The following is an 18,114-nucleotide window of genomic DNA, read 5'->3' on the forward strand; positions in this document are numbered from 1 at the left end:
GGGCCTCTCAGCGAGCGGTCAGCGTACGGCGGTTGGTCGCGTGGTTGGTCACGTACTTCTGGGGGGCGATCTGCATGTACGGCAGCCGCAGTTCGACGGCCACCTCGACCTCGACCTCGCTTCCCTCGCCCGGCGGCTGGTCGCGCGGGACCACGACCTGGAGGCGGTCCTGGATGAACCAGAGCGTGTCCCACTGGTCCGGCAGCTCGTCCACCCGGTAGGTCCGATCGCCCAGTTCGACCCGGAGTTCGTCGCGCGGGACGCGCTCGCCGTCGAGCGTCACGTCGATGGAGCTGACGCTGGACAGCCACAGGCTGCGGTACCAGGGGACCTTCAGGGCGACGGCCAGGCCGTCGGGGCGCCGGGTCAGGCTGTCGTCGGTCAGGACGGTGTCATCGGTGGACATCTAGTTGTTCCTCTCTGCCGGCCGGCCCACCAGGGCGCGGGCCTCGGCCGGATCGACGATCACGCGCGAGCCGGCCGCTTCGGCGCTCGCCCGGACCAGGGCCTGCTTTCCCGCGACGACGTCGAAGGGGTCGTCCCAGTCGTTCCAGTGGAAGCCCTCCCACTCGCTGGAGATCGCCCCGGAGTAGCCGCTCCTGACCCAGAGGTCCACCAACTCCCGCACGGGCACGGAGGGTTCGTCGCCGTCGGCGTCGATCTCGTAGAACTTGCCGTGGGTGTGGACGGTCCAGGGCAGCACGTCGGCCCAGTCGGAGGCGGGGGCGTGGCCGAACAGTCCGGTGATGTTGACGGCCATCTCGATGGCCCGTCCGCCGGCACCGTGGCGGTGCGCCAGCTCCATGACCTGCCGGAACCAGCGCCCGTGCTGGGGCTCGGTCATCGGCGGGCCCTCTGCGTGGTGCTCGCGCCAGAGCCGTTCGAGTCCCTGCACGAGGTCCTCGGGGTATCCGGCGGCGCGGTACTTGCGCAGCAGCGTGGACGGCACCGCCCGCAGCGACGCGCCCCAGTCGGGCACGAAGCCGAGCAGCGGGGAGCCGAGCTTCTCGTAGCGTTCCAGCAGGGCCTGGATGCGGGGGTGCCGGGGGTGCTGGTGGGAGTGGATCTCCAGGCCGAGCCGCACGCCGTACCGCTCGGCCACCGGGAGCAGCCGCTCCATGTCGTCGGGGGTGAGCGAGATCTGCACGCGCACGACGGGGAAGCCCAGTTCCCGGGCGACGGCGATCTGGGGGCGCATGTAGTCGACGAGTTCGTCGTCGGTGAGCATCCGGTCGCGGCGCAGCCCGGAGTCCGCGTTCGCGCTGAGGCAGGTCGGCACCAGGCCCGTCTCGTCGGTCAGCGACCGGAAGCGGTCCACGAACGCCGGGTCGACGTCCGGGAAGCCCTTGATGCTCTGGAAGCCGACCAGTTCCAGGCCCGGCCCGAGGCCGCGCCGGGCGACCTCCCGGACCAGTTCCTCGAAGGAGTGGCGGCGCCCGTGGAAGGCGCGGGTGAAGCTGTACAGGGTGACGCCCTGGACGGGCGTGCCGAGAGTGCTCATGCCTCCGCCATCGTCTTGGTGTCGCTCTCCTCGATCCGGAGGACCCCGAGATCGGTCGTGATGTAGGGGATGTAGAGGCTCAGCGTCACGCTCACCTCGTGCTCGTCCCGGTCAGCGAGCGCCGGCAGCGCGCCCTCGATCTCCGCGGAGTCGAGGACGTACCACCACAGGCCGTGGCGGGCGGGCAGCTCGTCGAGCCGGTAGGTGCGGCCGTCCACGGTCCACGTGATCGACTCCTGCGGGACCTCGGCCCCGTCCACGGTCCAGCCGACACCGGCGACCGACGACAGGGGCAGCGCCCGGTACCAGGGCATGCGGACGGAGACGCGCACCCGGTCGCCGCGGAACGTCAGGGTTCCGGGTTCGATTATCTGTTCGGGCATCATGCGGGGTCAGCCTTTCAGTCCGCCTGCGTAGCCCTGGATGAACTTCTTCTGCATGAAGAAGTAGAAGACGAGAATGGGGATCATGGAGATGATCACGACCGCGAAGATCAGGTTCCACTGCGAGACCAGCGAGCCGACGTAGTTGTACATGACCACCGGCAGCGTCTGGTATCCGGAGCCGTTCAGGAAGATCAGCGCGGTGAAGAAGTCGTTCCACACGATGAGGCCCGCCAGGATGGCGACGGTGCCCGTCGCCGGGGCCAGCAGCGGGAACACCACCTGCACGAAAACCCTGGTCCGGGACGCCCCGTCGACCGTCGCGGCCTCCTCGTAGTCGCGCGGCAGCCGTCGGACGAACCCGCTGTACAGGAAGACGGCGAGCGGGATCAGCATCCCCGTGTAGATCACGACCATCCCGAACGGCGTGCCCACCAGCCCGAGGTTGCGGGCCTCGACGTACAGCGGCACGACACCGAGCTGGGTCGGCAGCAGAATCGCGATCGTGAAGAGGTAGAAGGTGTAGGTGCTCCAGCGGCTGGTGCTGCGCGCGAAGACGTACGCCGCCGGCGCGCCGATCACGATGAGGGCGACGATGGTCCCGGCCGTGATGAGGACGCTGCTGAACAGTCCCTGGAAGATGCTCGACGAGGCGTCGCCGGACGGAGACAGCAGTGTGGTGAAGTTCTCGAAGGTCGGGCTCGTCGGGAAGGACAGTGCCGAGGTGCCGAGCACCTGGCTCTGGGTCTTCAGCGAGGTGGAGATCAGGAAGTAGAACGGCATCAGCATCGCGAGCGTCGCCAGCAGCGTGGCGATCTCGAGGACCAGCGTCTTCTTCGTATAGCGGAACACGGCTCGAGTCCTGTCTAGAGACGGTCGCGGGTGAGGAACTGCTGGACGGCGGTGAAGATGAGGATGAGGACGCTCAGCATCAGGGCCAGGGCCGCGCCGAAACCGAAGTTGCCGAAGACGAACGTGTGCTGGTACACCTCGGTCGCCAGAGTCTGCGTGGCCCCCGACGGGCCGCCACCGGTCAGCGCGAGCACCTGGTCGAAGATCCGCAGGCCCTGGATGAGCGACAGCGTCGTGGCGATGGCGACGGACGGCTGGATGATCGGCAGCGTCACCGACCGGAACCGCCGCAGCGGGCCCGCCCCGTCCAGGGCGGCGGCCTCCTCCAGTTCCTCCGGCACGCCCGCCAGTCCGGCCAGATAGATCACCATCGTGAAGCCGATGCTCTGCCAGACCATGACGACGAGGACGGCCGCGAGCGCGAGCTTCGGCTCGGCCAGCCAGTCGTGCCGCCAGCTCTTCAGTCCGACCGCCTGCAACGTGTCGTTCAGCGGGCCGTCGTACGCGAAGATGAACTTCCAGATGTACGAGACCGCGACCGGCGCGATCACCACGGGCATGAACAGCAGGGTCCGCAGGACGAACCGGCTCTTCAGACCGCGGTTGAGGGCCAGCGCGAACAGCAGCCCCACCACGTTGCTGAAGAACAGGAAGCCGAACGCCAGGAGCAGCGTGTTGACGAGCGCTCCGGTGAGCTCCTCGGTCTGGAAGATCCTGGAGAAGTTCTTCAGGCCGACGAAATGGAAGGAACCGATCCCCGACCAGTCGGTGAAGGCGTAGAACGCGCCGCTGGCGGTCGTCGCGTAGATGAAGGCCAGCATGAGCAGCATGGCCGGCAGCGCCCACCACCAGTAGCCGTAGCCCATGTGGAACGGGCGTGGTTCAGCCGCCGTGGTCTTCACCTTCACGGCCGCGGCGGCGCGGCTCTCCGTCGTCGTCATTCTGCCGTTCCTCGTCCTGTTCACGGTCACGGTCCGGCCGGTGCGCGGGACGGGCCTGACCCGTCCCGCGCAGCGGTCGGCTTCAGCTGGTCCAGGCGGCGTCGGCCGCCTTGAGCACGTCACTGATCGACTTCTGGCCGGTCAGCAGGCCGGTGACGCCGCTGCCGAGGGCCTCGTAGATCTGGCCGTTCGGCCAGGCGTCGATTCCGTACGGGCGGTACTGCTTGTTCTTGAGCATGTCCGCGATCGGCTGGTACTGCGGCAGCAGGTCGGACGGCGAGATGCTCTTCCCGACCGGGATGCTGCCCTGCGCGTCGGCGAACTTCTTCGCCTCGGCCGGTGAGACGGCGAACTTGATGAAGCTCTGGACGAGCTTCGGGCTCTTCGTCTTGCTGTTCCCCGCCAGGCCGATGTTCGCGGTCAGCGCCGGGTAGGTCTTCGTGCCCTTCGGCGCCGGGAACGGCAGGGCGGTCAGCTTCACGTGGCCGCCCGCGGCGTCCATGATGTCCTTGGTCGCGCCGCTCGGCGCGAAGAACCCGAAGAGCTTGCCCTGGCTGGCGCCGTTGGTGAGGGCGTCGAAGCCGGCCCCGGCCGCGCCGTCCTGGAAGCAGCCGGCCTTCTTCAGGTCGACGATCGCCTGCAGGGCCTGGCGCCAGCCCTCGGTCTTCGCGAACGAGGTCTTACCGGCGGCGCGGTCCTTGTTCCAGTCCGGGTTCACGCCGTACACCGTGGAGGAGGCGATCTCCATCGTCAGGATGCCGGTGTTCTGCGAGACGGAACCCGCCAGACCGAAGACCGACTTGCCGGCCTTCTTGGCCTTGGCGCACTGCGACAGCACTTCTTCGAGGGTGGAGTCGGGCGTGATGCTGACGCCGCTCCCCTTGGCCAGGTCGCTGTTGTAGACCATTCCGCTGATGGCCAGGGAAACCGGGACGCCCAGGAACTTCCCGTTGGCCGAGTAGAGCTCCTCCGTCCCCTCGGGCAGGACGCTCTTCAGGCCGGCGTCGAGCTCCAGCAGGAGGCCGGCCTTGCCGAGCTGGCCCACCGAGCCGGCCTGTCCGGTACCGGCGTTCACGTACATGACATCCGGGCCGTTCCCGGCCTGCATCTGCGTCGTCAGGGTCTGGTTGTAGGTGTTCAGCGCGATCCGGTTCGTCTTGATGTGGACTCCGGGGTGCGCGGCCATGTAGTCCTTGGCGAGGGTCTCGAACGCCTTCTCCCCTGTGTTGGCGCTCGCGTAGGACAGCGTGATGGTCTTGGGCTCCTCGCCGTTGGCCGAGGTACCGCCCCCGTTTCCGCAGGCGGTCAGAAGGAGTCCGGCGGCCAGAGGCAGCGCCACGGCCGTGGCGCTGCGGCGGCGCCGGGCGATCGAGAACGTCATGGGGAGCCTTTCGACGTGGCCAGGGGGCGACCGGAGGAGCGGGTGCCCGCCGGGTTCACTGACTGTGTGTCGCGAGTGTTACAGAGCTTCCGCCGCTCATCAACAAAAGTTTGCTGATAGCGGCCATAGGATCGGCCTATCCGCATCGCAGGCAGTTCCCGGTGCGCCGCCGCACGGGAACCCCGGGAAGATCACCGGGAGACCCTCGGGAGATCGCCGGGAGGGCGGCCGCCACGCCGTTTCCCGGGGAGCCGGGACCCAGCCGAGCCCGCCCCCCGGGCTTCCTCCGTTCGACCATGCGGTTGATCCGGAACCGGTGGTACTTTTGCCGGGCAACGGAAAAAATGAAGCCCGCGCCGGACAGGACGGGTCGATGAAGGAGGGGCCGTGCCCTCTGGGCGAATCGACAGCCTCGCCGCCGTACTGGCGGCGATCCGCGGCAGTGACGGCATGACGCAGCCCCTGCTCACCCAGCAGGTCGGCCTCGGCCGCAGCGTCATCGCGGCACGCATCGCGGAGCTGGAGTCGGCGGGGCTCGTGACCCGCGCGGGAGTGGGGCCCTCCAGCGGCGGCCGCGCTCCCCGCATGCTCCGCCTGCGCACCGAAGCGGGCCTGGTCATCGGCGTGGCCATCGGCGCGACCGGCATGGAGCTCGGCCTGGCCGACCTGTCGGGCCGCATCCTGGAGAGCACGGCCGAACCCATCGACATCGCCGACGGCCCCGAGGTGGTTCTCACCCGGGTCGAGGAAGTCATCGACGGGATGCTGGCCAGGACCGGCGAAGGACAGGCCGTCTGGGGCATCGGCATCGGCGTGCCGGGCCCCGTCGAGTTCAGCACCGGCCTCCCGGTGGCCCCTCCGATCATGCCGGGCTGGGACGGCTACCGGATCCGCGAGCGGTTCTCCCGCCGCTACAACGCCCCCACCTGGGTCGACAACGACGTCAACCTGCTCGCGCTCGGCGAGCTGCGCGGCAACCCCGCCGCCGACGAGACCACCGACCTGCTGTACGTGAAGATCGGCACCGGTATCGGCGCCGGGCTGGTGTCCGGCGGCCGCCTGCACCGCGGGGCCAACGGCTGCGCGGGAGACATCGGGCACGTCCTGGTCGCGGAGGCCGAGAACGTCACCTGCCGCTGCGGCAACGACGGATGCCTGGAGGCGGTCGCGGGCGGGGCGGCACTCGTCCGCGAAGGCCGCCGGCTGGCCAAGAACGGCGGCAGCCAGGCCATGCTGGAGACGCTCTCCACGACGGGCACGCTCACCTCGGCGGACATCGCGCGGGCCGCCGCGAACGGAGACGCCGCGGCCCGCGCCCTGCTGGCCCGCGCCGGACGCCTGGTCGGGACCACCCTCGCCACGCTCGTCAGCTTCTACAATCCGGCGCTCGTCGTCCTCGGCGGCGGAGTGGTGAGCGCCGGCGACTACGTGCTGGCGGCCATCCGGGAGACCGTATACCGCCGCTCGCTCCCGCTGGCCACCCGGACCCTGCGCATCGAGCCGTCGTCCAGCCTGCACGCGGGCCTCGCCGGGGCCGTGCACCTCACCCTGGACGAGCTGTTCGCACCGTCCCGGCTGGAGCGGTGGCTCTCGTACTCGACCCCGGCCGGACACCCGGACCTGGCCGGTACGGCGGTCTGACACCCAGCGACACGAGCGACATCTTGCGGGAATTGCCGGAAAGTGGTTCGTATCGGCGTCACTGAGAGGCGGGAGCGGTGCGGCTCGCGAACATGAACCTCAACCTGTTGGTGTCCCTCGCCGCGCTGCTCGACCAGCGCAGCGTCACGAGGGCCGCCCAGCAGCTCGGCCTGAGCCAGCCGTCACTGTCGGCCTCCCTGTCCCAGCTCCGCAGGCATTTCGGCGACGAACTGCTCACCCGGGTGGGCAACGAATACCGTCTCACCCCCCTGGCCGAACAGCTCAGGCCCTGGGTCCGGCTCGCCCTCGACGACGCCGAGCGGGTGTTCTCCGCGCGGCTTGCCTTCGACGCGAAGGAGACCACGCGGGAGTTCAGCGTCATCCTCAGCGACTACGCCTGCGTCGTCCTCGGCAGCCCCATCGCCGAACTGCTCGGCCTGGAAGCGCCCAACGCGCGGCTGCGGCTCGTCCACTCCACCACCCAAGCCGTCGACCAGGCCGAGCAGACCCTGCTCACCGCCGACCTGATGGTGGTCCCGCACGGATTCGTCACCGACCTTCCTCACGCGAACGTGCTCACCGACACCTGGGTCGTCGTCGTCTCCGTCGACAACCCCGACATCGGCGACACCCTCACGGTCGAACAGTTGGAAGCCCTGCCGTGGGTCGCGACCTATCACGGGTTGACGTCCTCCACCTCGGCCGCCCGGCAGATGCGCATCCTCGGGATCGAACCGCGGGTCCAGGTCGTGACGGAGAGCTTTCTGGCCGTCCCCGACCTGGTCGCCGGGACGCGCCGGATAGCGCTGCTCCAGGAGCGGCTGGTGCGCCGGCTCCCGGCCGACGCGGGCATCCGCGCGCTCCCCTGCCCCATCGGCGTCGGCCCGCTGGTCGACGCCATGTGGTGGCACCCGGTCAACCACGCCGACGCCGAGCACGTCTTCTTCCGCGGCCTGGTGCTGCAGGCCGCCGAGCAGGTGCGCGGGGAGTCGGGTGACCCCCCGCGCGTCACCGGGCCGTGACCCTGAAGACGCCGCGGGCTCCCCGCTCGGCGTCGCTCATCAGGTGCGAGACGAACGGGTAGTCGCCCGCCTGCGGGAAGGAGAGCTCGACGAACCCTCCCGATCCGGGGGCCAGGTCGAGGATCTGCGCACCGCCGTGTCCGGGGTCGTCCGGGCGGAGCCGGTAGGCGCCCTCCTGGTAGACGGTGTCGAACTGGCCGCCGACGACGTGGAACGCGCCGGGCCGGTCGGGCCCCGCGTCCAGCACCCACACCCGGACCCGCTCGCCGACGCGGGCGGTCGGCCGGTCGCGGGTGTACTGGTTGGCGTAGCCGTTGAAGACGACGGCGTCGGGCCGCCCGGCCGACAGTTTCTCCGGGTCGGCCGTCCCGCCCTGCGCACCGAGGTACAGCTCCGACTGGACGATCACGTACTCCCGGTCGACGTGCGGAAGGCCCGGGGGGTCGATGACGACGGCGCCGTACATGCCGTTGGCGATGTGCAGCGACATCGGCATCGTGGAGCAGTGGTACATCCAGATCCCGCTGCGGGTGGCGGTGAACCGGTACGTCAGCGACCGGCCGGGCTGGATGGTGCGCATCGGCCGGTCGGGAGCCAGGGCTCCGGCGTGGAAGTCCACCGAGTGGCCGGTGGTCCCACGGTTGACCAGGGTGATCTCGAAGGTGTCGCCGACGCGGCCGCGCAGCACGGGGCCGGGGGCGGTCCCGTCGAAGGTCCACAGCTTCTGCCTGACACCAGGGGCCACCTCCCGTACGACGTCCCGCACGGTGAGGGTCTCGCGGTGCACGGTGTGCCCGGGACCGCCCCGGGCGGGGAGCAGCCGGGGGTCACGGCCGGTGAAACCGGCGGGCGGTTCGGCCATCGGGTCGAACGCCTTCGCGGCCGAGTCGCGCGCCGACTCGCCGCCGGAGTCCGCCGGGCCGCCGTCCCCCCGCGCCATGGAGTGGCCGGGGGCGGACGGGGGCGCCGTACCGGTGGCGTGGACGGTGAGGACCATGCCCATCTGCCGGTGTCCCACCACCGAGCACCACCCCTCGAGGTCGTGTCCCACGGTGCCCGCGTCGAGTACGGCCCGCTCCCCCGGGGCGATCCGGCCGGTGCGGGCACCCGTGTCCAGGACGAGGTCATGCCGGTCGGTGCCCAGGTTGTGCAGCTTGATCACCAGCCGGTCGCCTCTCGGCACCTTGATGGTGTCCGGGGTGAAGCGCATTCCGTGGATGGTGACCGCCACGGTGGTGGTGCGGCCGGTGGGAACCACCGTCCGCCCGTCCTCGGTGGCGGCCGCGGCGGAGGGCAGGGACCGTACGTCCGCCGCGCCGCCGGCGACCACGGCCAGCACCACGACGGCGACCCCGGCGGCCACCCCGCCCAGCACCCGGTGCGGCCGCTGCGGCTCTGCCGCAGGTTCGGTACGGACGCCGCGGACCTCGGACGTCGTGCTCCGACCCCGCGCACGGTGGTGCAGGACGGCCCGGACCAGCAACGCGAGGAACGCCACCAGCACGCCCAGCAGCACCACCGAGCAGGTCACCCGCACCGTGCCGGGCACCGGCAGCACGCACAGCAGCAGCGCCGCGTTGGCGGCGGTCAGCCTGGCGGCGCCGCCACGTTCCAGCTCCGCCGTGGTGGCCCGTACGGCGGCGGGTCCGCCGCCGAGCACCACCGGCACCAGGAAGCTCAGCGCGCCCAGCAGCACCTGCGCCATCCACCCGGCGGCCAGCGGGGCGGTCAGGGCCGAGGTCCGCTCCGCCGCCGCGGGCCAGGACGGCGACGTCAGCAGCGTCAGCGCCAGTGCCGCCAGGGTGCCGAGCAGCCAGGCGCTGCCCGCCGCCACCGACCAGGTGGCGAACGTGGACGGCGGCTTCCCCCGTGCCTCGCGGACCCAGGGGACGCCCGCGACGACCAGCCCGCCCGCGATGACGGCGACACCGGCGGCGGCCGCGGGCGGCGGCAGTACGAGTACCGCGGCGACGGCCGCGCCCAGGCCACCGAGCAGGATGGGCAGGGCCCGGCGGGCCGCCCGCTCGGCACCGTCCGCCACGCGGGTGCGCAGCATCGTCGGCCAGAGGGTGACCAGCGTGCCGGCCACCGTGAGGCCGAGCCAGCCGAAGAGGTTGATCAGCTTGTGCGCCGTCAGCACGCGGGCGGCGAGGTCGTCGGAGAGACCGCCGCGCGCCATGATCACGCCCAGTGCGGCTCCCAGGGGCAGCAGGGCGGCGGCCGCGACGTAGTAGCGCACGGTCATCGTGAAGCGACCGGGCAGGGCCCGGCGCGCCAGGCCGGCCAGCCGGACGGCGTGCACCGTGACGGCGGCGGCGACCGCGGTGCCGCCCGCGAGCACCGTGGGCCAGGAACCGGCGACCAGGCCGGCCGTCACGGCGACGGCCCCGGCGTTGAGGGCCGCCAGTCTGAATGCCGCCGGGGCCCCGCGGTCGGACTCGGGCAGCCGCAGCACGGAGGCGGCGAAGTGCCCCGACCAGATCACGACGGCGTTGCTCACCGCCCCGAGCAGCAGCAGATGCACGAGCAGCCAGCGGGCCTGCGGCACGAACGGGTGCGCCAGCGCGGCGACGGCGAACAGCAGCAGCCAGACCGCGACCACGGCGTTCACCCTCAGGTGCCAGGCGGCTCGCGGCAGGCGCCCCGCGGCACGGGGGCCGTGCGGGTCCGCGGGCGAAGGGGGCGGCGCGACGGAGTGCTGCCCGGTCACCGGATCGTCTCCGAGGGCTGCGGCCGGGGGCGTCGCGCCGAGCCGGCGGTCACGGACAGGGTCGCCGCCGTCGCCACGAACAGCAGCACGGCGACGATGTCGAGTACCCCGCCCGTCCGCCAGGCCAGGGTGGAGTCGCGCAGGTCGCCGACCAGGACGCGCAGCGCCAGCGAGAGGTGCAGCAGCCAGGCGGGGACGGCGAGCGCGGGGTGGTACGGCAGCGGGCGGCGCAGCACGGCGGGCAGGATCACCGGGGCGTGAGCCATGATCATCGAGATGACGAAGCCGAGGAAGACGCAGTGCACCACCGCGTCGTAGCGGCCGCCGTCGGTGATCGGGCCGTCCAGCAGCCACAGCGCGCCCGCCAGCCCCAGCCACGCGTACCCGGCCAGCAGGCAGGCGGCCGAGAAGCGGGGCAGGCCCGTGGCGCGGAGCATGCGGCGTGCGACGTCGTGCGCGGTGAGCCAGGCGACCAGGGCGAGCAGGGCGGCGGCCAGCAGCAGGGTGCCGGGGGCGGGCCACAGCAGGGTGGCGACGGTGCCGGTCAGCACGGCGCCCACGCAGGCCAGGAAGGCCTGCTCGGTACGGGGGGCGAGGACGGCGACCCGGGCCAGTTCCAGCCGCTCGCCCGCGATGGTCAGCACCAGGAAGGCGGCGAGCCAGGGCAGCAGACGGGGCACGTCCAGTCCGCCCAGCCACAGCAGCGCCGCGCCGAGCCCGGCGACCGCGCCGGCCGCCTGGGCCAGCAGGGCGGGGCCCGGCTGGCGGCGCCAGAACCGGACGTACAGCACGCCGAGCACCGCGGTGCCGAGGACCAGCAGCGACTTTCCGGCGCGCGGGTCGGCCGGGGTGAGCAGCAGCAGGCCGCCCGCGCCGAGGAAGAGCGGGGAGAGGTGTCCCCAGCGGCGCCCCAGGGCGACGGCGCGTTCCAGCGCCACCAGCGTCCCCACGAAGCCCAGGACCAGCAGCACGCCGTGCACCCGGGGCAGCCGGTCGGCGCGTACCGGGGCGGGCAGCCCGAGCAGCAGCAGCGCGGCGTCGAGACCGGCCAGCAGCGCGATACCGGCGGGCAACAGCAGCACGGCCCGTCCCGTGCCGGTGCGCCGGGCCCGGTCCGCGGTGGTCGTCACGGGAGCCTCCGGTCCGGCTCCCGCGGCCCGGCGGTGACGAAGCTCAGCCGGCAGGCGCCGGGCTCGGCGAAGGGGCGCAGGGACACCTCGTCCGGGGCGCCGCCGAGAGCGGCGTAGCCCGCCCGGACCAGCCCGGCGTGGACGCCGCAGATCACGCCCGGGTACTCGCGGGCGATCTCGATGAAGGGGCAGTGCGGCAGCCGCACGCGGAACTCCCGCCGTCCGTCGCCCGCGCCCTCGGTTTCCCCCTCGGCCTCGCCGCCGGCTTCGACTTCGGCTTCGTCCTCGCCGTTGCCGTGGGCTTCGACCTCGATCTCGACCTCGGGGGCGAAGCCGATCTCGTCGAGCAGGGCGACGATCCGGTCGCGTGCCCGCGCGGTGTCGCCGGACGGTTCCTGTCCGGCGACCAGGGCGCGGCCCCACTCCTCCCCCGCGGCGCGGGCGTCCGCCTCCGGGTCGGCACTGGACCTGGCGATCTGCCCGGCGAGCACGGCGGCCAGTCCGGCGTACTCCCGCACGGCGGACTGCTGCGGGGGCCGGGAGAGGTAACGCCAGGCGGGGCGCCCACGCCCGGCGGCCGCCCCGCGCTCGCGGACCGCGAGGCCGCTGTCCACCAGCGCGTCCAGATGCTCCCGGACGGTGTTGACGTGCAGACCGCACTCCTCGGCCAGCGCGGCCGCCGTGACCGGGCGCGGCCGGCTGCGCAGGTGCTGGAGGACGGCGTGGCGCTGCCGGGAGACGGGAGGCCGGTCACCGCCCCCGGGGAAAGGAGCCTTATTTTCCACGGACATGTCCGTAGTATATTCGAAGCGCAGTCCCGCACCCGGCCATCCGGCCGCCATCCCCCGCTGGAGACTCAGCATGAGCACTGTCACGTTCGCGTCGGACCCCCAGGACGCCCGGGCCGTCGAAGCCGTCGAAGCACACCACGCCCAGCTGGCGGGCGAACTGGGCGGACGGGTCACCCTGTTGATCGACGCCGTGGACCGCGATCCCGCCTCGGCGGAGGACCTCCGCGCCGGTCTCGTCACCTTCTGCGAGCGTGAACTCGTCCCGCACGCCCTGGCCGAGGAGTCCGCTCTCTACCCGGCCGCACACGGCACCGTGGAGGCCCGCCTGCTGATCGACGGCATGCTCGCCGAGCACCGCAGGATCACGGACCTGGTGGACGCGCTGCGCACCGCCCCCTCCCCGGCCCGCGCGGCGAGCGACGCCCGCGCGCTCCAGGTGCTGTTCGAGGAGCATCTGGACAAGGAGAACGAGCTCGTCCTGCCGTTGATCGCGGCCTCTCCCGACATCTCCCTGACCGAACTGCTGGGCGGGATGCACGAGTTGCTGGGCGGCCACGCCCACGTCGAGAGCACGGGCGAGGGGGAGAAATCCGGTGGCTGCGGCGGCGGTTGCGGCTGCGGCGGCTCGGACGAGGCCGACGTGCCCGAGCTGGACGCCCGCGCCGTCCCGCACGCGCTGCGCCACGCCACCGTCTTCGGCGCCCTCGACACCGTCACTCCGGGCCGGGCCATGGTGCTCGTCGCCCCGCACGACCCGCTGCCGCTGCTGCGCCAGCTCGAGGCCCGCGACCCCGGCGCCTTCGAGGTGGAGTACGTGGAGCGCGGCCCGGAGACCTGGCGTCTGCTGTTCACCCGCCGCGGACGCCGCTGACCGCGCGGCGGGCGGATCCCGGCCGGGTTTCCGGCCGGCTCGGCGCCGCCCACTCGATTCCTGCTGGTTCGGTTCAGTGCCCCTGGGCGTCCAGGGCGTCGCGCCGGCCGGTGTCCTCCTTGGCGTCGTGCCGTGCCACCTCCGGGTGGTGCAGGTCGAAGGCCGGGGACTCGGAGCGGATCCGCGGCAGGGTGGTGAAGTTGTGGCGCGGGGGCGGGCAGGAGGTGGCCCATTCGAGGGAACGCCCGAAGCCCCAGGGGTCGTCGACCTCGACCCGCTCGCCGTGCCGGGCGGTCTTCCAGACGTTGTAGAGGAACGGCAGGGTGGACAGCCCCAGCAGGAAGGCGCCGATGGAGGAGACGGTGTTGAGGGCGGTGAAGCCGTCGGCGGCCAGGTAGTCGGCGTAGCGGCGGGGCATGCCCGAGACGCCCAGCCAGTGCTGGACCAGGAAGGTGGTGTGGAAGCCGACGAACAGCGTCCAGAACTGGATCTTCTCCAGGCGCGCGTCGAGCATCTTCCCGGTCATCTTGGGCCACCAGAAGCTGAACCCGCCGAACATCGAGAAGGCGATCGTGCCGAACAGGACGTAGTGGAAGTGCGCGACCACGAAGTAGGTGTCCGTGACCTGCCAGTCCAGCGGCGGGGAGGCCAGGATGACGCCGGTCAGGCCGCCGAAGAGGAAGGTGACGAGGAAGCCCATCGCCCACAGCATCGGCGGTTCGAACGACACGGACCCGTTCCACATGGTGCCGATCCAGTTGAAGAACTTCACCCCGGTGGGCACGGCGATGAGGTAGCTCATGAAGGAGAAGAACGGCAGCAGCACCGCCCCGGTGGCGAACATGTGGTGGGCCCACACCGCCATGGACAGCCCGGCGATGGAGATGGTGGCGCCGATCAGGCCGATGTAGCCGAAGATCGGCTTGCGGGAGAACACCGGGATGATCTCGGTGATCACGCCGAAGAACGGCAGAGCGAGGATGTACACCTCGGGGTGGCCGAAGAACCAGAACAGGTGCTGCCACAGCAGCGCTCCCCCGTTGGCGGCGTCGAAGACGCGGGCGCCGAAGCGCCGGTCGGCCTCCAGCACGAGCAGGGAGGCGGCCAGCACCGGGAAGGCGAGCAGCACCAGCACCGAGGTGAGCAGCACGTTCCAGGTGAAGATCGGCATGCGGAACATGGTCATGCCGGGGGCGCGCAGGCAGATGACCGTGGTGATGAAGTTGACCGAGCCGAGGATCGTGCCGAACCCGGCCAGCGCCAGCCCCATGATCCACAGGTCACCGCCGACGTAGGCGCTGCGGACCGGTCCGCTGAGGGGGGTGTAGGCGGTCCAGCCGAAGTCGGCGGCGCCCTGCGGGGTGAGGAAGCTGCCGAGCACGATCAGACCGCCGAAGAGGAACAGCCAGTACGAGAGCATGTTCAGCCGCGGGAAGGCGACGTCCGGGGAGCCGATCTGCAGCGGCATGATCTCGTTGGCGAACCCGGCGAAGGTCGGGGTCGCGAAGAGCAGCAGCATGATCGTGCCGTGCATGGTGAACGCCTGGTTGTACTGCTCGGTGGACATCAGCTGCAGACCCGGCCGGGCCAGCTCCGCCCGCATCGCCATGGCCAGCGCCCCGCCGACCAGGAAGAAGCAGAACGAGGTGATCAGATACAGATGGCCGATCTTCTTGTGGTCGGTCGTGGTGAGCCAGGTGACGATCATCTGGGTCCTGCCGCGGGACTTCGCCGCCGGGACGGGTGCGACCGGTTCGGTGTGTGTCGCCATCAGCTACCTCGGGATCCGTCTGTCCACGGAAGGTTCGGCTGCGACCGGGAATCGAGCGCCCACCGTCCCTCGGGGTGTCGGGCATTGCGTTACCAGGACAAGGGAATCCATGCGCGTTTTTCGACGCCACGCCCTGATCGACTGAGCGATTGAGCTGTACGGCCCCCGCGAACGGGTACTCGACGGGCTGCCGTCGCCGGCCGCGCGGACGGCGACGAGCCGATCGATCGAAGGACCGAGATGATGAACCGGCTGCTCTCCGTCACCCGCCACCAGGACTCGTCGCCGGGCGGTGTCTCGCCTCTGCTGGGCATCTATCTCAACGATCACCTGGCGGCCGCCACCGCCGGCGCCGGGCGGGCGCGCCACATGGTGCGGTCGTACCGCGGTTCGGCCCTCGCCCGCGCGCTGGAGCCGCTGGCCGCCGACCTCGCCGAGGACCGGGCGGCCCTGCTGGACATCATGCGGCGGCTCGACATCCCGGTACGGCAGTACAAGGTGTACGCCGGGCGGGCGGCCGAGCGGGCGGGCCGGTTCAAGGCCAACGGCCGCCTCGTACGCCGTTCTCCGCTGACCCCGCTGGTGGAGGTGGAGGCGCTGCGGCTGGGGGTCGAGGGCAAGGTGGCCGCGTGGCGGGCGCTGCGCGAGCTCGTCGACGGCGGTGAGGAGCGGCTCGACGCGGATCTCCTGGACGGCCTGCTGGAACGGGCCGACCGTCAGCGGGACGCGCTGGAGGAACTGCGCCGCCGGCAGGTCGTCACGGCGTTCCGGGAGCGCTGAGCGCCGTTCCGGGAGCGGCGGGCGTCCTTGCAGGAGCGGCGGGCGCCCTTCCCGGGGCGGTGAGAGATCCTTCGGGGCCGCGGGTGGGTCCGCCGCCGGACCCGGGGTCCGGCACCGTCCGGCGCGCGGCGGGCGGGTGTGGCCGAGCCCACGTCGGTGGCGGCGGCTCGGGCATGTCCCGGGGCGGGTGCCGCGGGCTACCGTTTCAGCAGTACCCCGTTCTCTTCGGAAGCAGCTCGGACGGCCCGCTGTGCTCGCAGACCTCTCCCCCGTCATCGCCGCGACCACGCAGTGGCTGATACGCGCCTATCCGGCGTCCGGCGGCGCGCTGGCCTCCGCCCTGTGCGAGGTGCAGGCGCGTCAGGCGGTCACCGTCGCGGCATGGCTGCGCTATCCGACGGAGATGGACGCCGCGCTGCTCGGCATGACGGGCCCGGGCGGCTCGGCCCGGCTCGACTGGGTCATCGGCTCGGACGTCGGCCAGGACGCGCCGGACGCTCAGGACCCGGAGGACTCGGCCTGGCGCAGCTGGGTCGACGAGGTCGTGGCGAGCTGGGCGGCCTGCCTGCTCACCGATCCCGCGCTCGCCGCGTCGGCGGTGGCCGGGCTGGCCGACGGGGATCACGCGGCGGGCGTGCCCATGGAGTTCCGGCGCCTGGTCCGGCCGGACGACCGCGACCGCCGGGCAGCGGCGCTGCTGCGCCACCCCGACCTGCTCGCCCCCGTGGCCAGCCTCCATCGGACCCCGCTCCTGGACCGGCTCGGACCGGATCAGGCACTCATCGCCTGAGACGGACGGGACGGACCGCCGCACGGCACCGGCCGGCGGTGGACGAGACAGACCACCGCGCGGTCCCGGACGGCGGTGACGAGACAGACCAACGCCCGGGAACGGCCGGCGGTGGACCAGACAGACCACCACCCCGGGAACGGGCGCGGTCAGGCCGCCGTCCCCAGTGCCTTCCAGGCCGCCTTGTCGGCCGGCTCCGGTGCGAGTGAGACAAGGGCCCGGGTCCGCCGTGGGCGGTTTCTAGGGATCGTCGCAACACGTGGCGTGTTGATCAGGCCGCGAGCAGTTTATGCAGGCGCTCGGCTGGGGTTTCCCAGCCGAGCGTTTTGCGTGGGCGGCCGTTGAGTTCGGCGGCGACGGCCGCGAGGTGCTCGCGGGTGGGCACCGGACAGGTCGACACACCCAAAGAGAGCCAGCCCCTGCGGGCGGCAGGAAGTACTCGAGTCAGCCTGCCCGGCGTCCTGCGGCACGTTACGGGCGGCCAACCCGATCACGAACACCGCTGCCCCCAATACAAGTCGGGAAGTACTGCCGCAGCAGGCCGTTGGTGTTTTCGTTGGAGCCGCGCTGCCAGGGGCTGGCCGGGTCGCAGAAGTAGACCGGGATGTCGGTGGCGATGCTGAAGCTCTTGTGGGCGGCCATCTCGGAGCCCTGGTCCCAGGTCAGAGAGCTGACCAGGTGACCAGGCAGGGTCTGGACCGTCTCGACGAGGGCGTCGCGGACGTGTTCCGCGGTGCGGCCGTGGGGCAGGTGCAGGAGCATCACGTAACGGGTGGCCCGTTCGACGAGGGTTCCGATGGCCGAGACGCCGTCCTTGCCGATGATCAGGTCGCCTTCCCAGTGGCCGGGCACTGCCCGGTCTTCCGCCTCGGCGGGACGTTCGCTGATCATGACCATGGGGTCCTTGAACCGGGGCTGGCGGCAGTTGGCCTGCCGCTGGGGCTTGCGGCGGGTGCGTCCGGAGCGCAGAGCGCGGGCAAGCTCACGGCGCAGTTCACCGCGGCCCTGGATGTAGAGAGCCTGGTAGACGGTCTCGTGAGCCACGTGCATCTCCGGCCTGTCTGGAAAGGTTGTACGCAGAGCCTGGCAGATCTGCTCGGGGCTCCACCGCCGGTCCAGGCCGGCCTGGACGAAGTCCCGCAACTCGGGGTTCTGCTGGATCTTCCGCAGTTTGGGGCGTGGACGGCGGCTGTCCGCGCGGGCCTGGGCGGCATAGGGCCGGTAGTTCCACTGGCCGCGGGTGCCCACCGTGCGGTTGCGGCGGATCTCGCGGCTGACGGTGGAGGGGCTGCGGCCCAGCTCGGCAGCGATCGCCCGGACGGTACCCCCTTCCCGCAGCCGGTCGGCGATGTAGAGCCGCTCGTCCTCGCGCAGATATCGAGAGCAGGACGCGGAAGGCGGCACCACCGAGCGAACCGGTGGTGCCGCCTTGTTCCGGCCGGACGGCCTGCGGCCGTTGCGCCAGCGCCTGCCGGTCTTCGGGTTCACCCCGACGATCCGGCACGCGTCCTCGTTGCTCACACCCTGCTGCATGAGCTGGAAGTATGCAG

At 71.7% G+C, this 18,114-nt stretch carries 15 protein-coding genes and 1 pseudogene; 5 read left to right on the forward strand and 11 right to left on the reverse strand.

The features are described 5' to 3' along the window. Positions 1–7: 7 nt before the first annotated feature. The 6 genes from ACZ5GT_RS27645 to ACZ5GT_RS27670 form a co-directional block, all read right to left on the reverse strand. Positions 8–406: a C-glycoside deglycosidase beta subunit domain-containing protein gene (locus ACZ5GT_RS27645; RefSeq protein WP_469031623.1), complete on the reverse strand. Its 399-nt coding sequence runs from the start codon at positions 404–406 to the stop codon at positions 8–10. Continuing rightward, complete coding sequence (locus ACZ5GT_RS27650) at positions 407–1,501, reverse strand: sugar phosphate isomerase/epimerase family protein (protein ID WP_469031624.1); 1,095 nt, start codon at positions 1,499–1,501, stop codon at positions 407–409. Then, entirely contained in the window at positions 1,498–1,884 is a 387-nt protein-coding gene (locus ACZ5GT_RS27655) for a C-glycoside deglycosidase beta subunit domain-containing protein (protein WP_469031625.1), read from the reverse strand. The genes ACZ5GT_RS27650 and ACZ5GT_RS27655 overlap by 4 nt, the downstream gene beginning before the upstream one ends. A gap of 9 nt (positions 1,885–1,893) precedes the next feature. Further along, entirely contained in the window at positions 1,894–2,736 is an 843-nt protein-coding gene (locus ACZ5GT_RS27660; protein WP_398265235.1) for a carbohydrate ABC transporter permease, read from the reverse strand. Between the two features lie 14 nt (positions 2,737–2,750). Beyond that, complete coding sequence (locus ACZ5GT_RS27665) at positions 2,751–3,677, reverse strand: carbohydrate ABC transporter permease (RefSeq protein WP_469031626.1); 927 nt, start codon at positions 3,675–3,677, stop codon at positions 2,751–2,753. Between the two features lie 82 nt (positions 3,678–3,759). After that, positions 3,760–5,058, reverse strand: coding sequence for an ABC transporter substrate-binding protein (locus tag ACZ5GT_RS27670; RefSeq protein WP_469031627.1), 1,299 nt, complete (start codon positions 5,056–5,058; stop codon positions 3,760–3,762). Positions 5,059–5,445: 387 nt separating this feature from the next. Here ACZ5GT_RS27670 and ACZ5GT_RS27675 point away from each other — a divergent pair, with 387 nt between their 5' ends. Then, positions 5,446–6,699, forward strand: a complete 1,254-nt coding sequence (locus tag ACZ5GT_RS27675) for an ROK family transcriptional regulator (protein WP_469031628.1) — start codon at positions 5,446–5,448, stop codon at positions 6,697–6,699. A gap of 77 nt (positions 6,700–6,776) precedes the next feature. Further along, the gene (locus ACZ5GT_RS27680) at positions 6,777–7,721 is read left to right on the forward strand and encodes a LysR family transcriptional regulator (protein WP_469031629.1); all 945 of its coding nucleotides are present in this window, start codon (positions 6,777–6,779) and stop codon (positions 7,719–7,721) included. Here the strand turns inward: ACZ5GT_RS27680 and ACZ5GT_RS27685 are convergent. The 3 genes from ACZ5GT_RS27685 to ACZ5GT_RS27695 all read right to left on the reverse strand — a co-directional run bounded on the left by ACZ5GT_RS27685 (position 7,708) and on the right by ACZ5GT_RS27695 (position 12,352). Beyond that, positions 7,708–10,323 carry a multicopper oxidase domain-containing protein gene (locus ACZ5GT_RS27685; protein WP_469031630.1) on the reverse strand — a complete coding sequence of 872 codons (2,616 nt, stop codon included), beginning with the start codon at positions 10,321–10,323 and terminating at the stop codon, positions 7,708–7,710. The two genes, ACZ5GT_RS27680 and ACZ5GT_RS27685, sit on opposite strands and share 14 nt — an antisense overlap. Before the next feature lie 104 nt (positions 10,324–10,427). Then, positions 10,428–11,561, reverse strand: coding sequence for a hypothetical protein (locus tag ACZ5GT_RS27690; RefSeq protein WP_469031631.1), 1,134 nt, complete (start codon positions 11,559–11,561; stop codon positions 10,428–10,430). After that, complete coding sequence (locus tag ACZ5GT_RS27695) at positions 11,558–12,352, reverse strand: helix-turn-helix transcriptional regulator (RefSeq protein ID WP_469031632.1); 795 nt, start codon at positions 12,350–12,352, stop codon at positions 11,558–11,560. Before ACZ5GT_RS27695 ends, ACZ5GT_RS27690 begins: the two co-directional genes overlap by 4 nt. 70 nt (positions 12,353–12,422) lie before the next feature. Here ACZ5GT_RS27695 and ACZ5GT_RS27700 point away from each other — a divergent pair, with 70 nt between their 5' ends. Then, on the forward strand, positions 12,423–13,223 hold the full coding sequence (locus ACZ5GT_RS27700; protein WP_469031633.1) for a DUF2249 domain-containing protein: 801 nt from the start codon (positions 12,423–12,425) through the stop codon (positions 13,221–13,223). A 73-nt stretch (positions 13,224–13,296) separates the two neighbouring features. On the opposite strand, the gene ctaD is transcribed toward ACZ5GT_RS27700, so the two are convergent. Then, the gene (ctaD, locus tag ACZ5GT_RS27705; protein WP_469031634.1) at positions 13,297–14,994 is read right to left on the reverse strand and encodes an aa3-type cytochrome oxidase subunit I; all 1,698 of its coding nucleotides are present in this window, start codon (positions 14,992–14,994) and stop codon (positions 13,297–13,299) included. 243 nt (positions 14,995–15,237) lie between these two features. Between ctaD and ACZ5GT_RS27710 the strand changes: the two genes are divergently transcribed. Together ACZ5GT_RS27710 and ACZ5GT_RS27715 are read left to right on the forward strand one after the other, a co-directional pair. Further along, positions 15,238–15,774, forward strand: a complete 537-nt coding sequence (locus ACZ5GT_RS27710; RefSeq protein WP_469031635.1) for a hypothetical protein — start codon at positions 15,238–15,240, stop codon at positions 15,772–15,774. A gap of 250 nt (positions 15,775–16,024) precedes the next feature. After that, positions 16,025–16,564, forward strand: a complete 540-nt coding sequence (locus ACZ5GT_RS27715; protein WP_469031636.1) for a hypothetical protein — start codon at positions 16,025–16,027, stop codon at positions 16,562–16,564. A 271-nt stretch (positions 16,565–16,835) separates the two neighbouring features. Here the strand turns inward: ACZ5GT_RS27715 and ACZ5GT_RS27720 are convergent. After that, positions 16,836–18,085 (reverse strand): annotated as a pseudogene (locus ACZ5GT_RS27720) (IS30 family transposase). Between the last annotated feature and the right edge of the window lie 29 nt (positions 18,086–18,114).

This window comes from Streptomyces sp. NPDC031340, assembly GCF_055569945.1.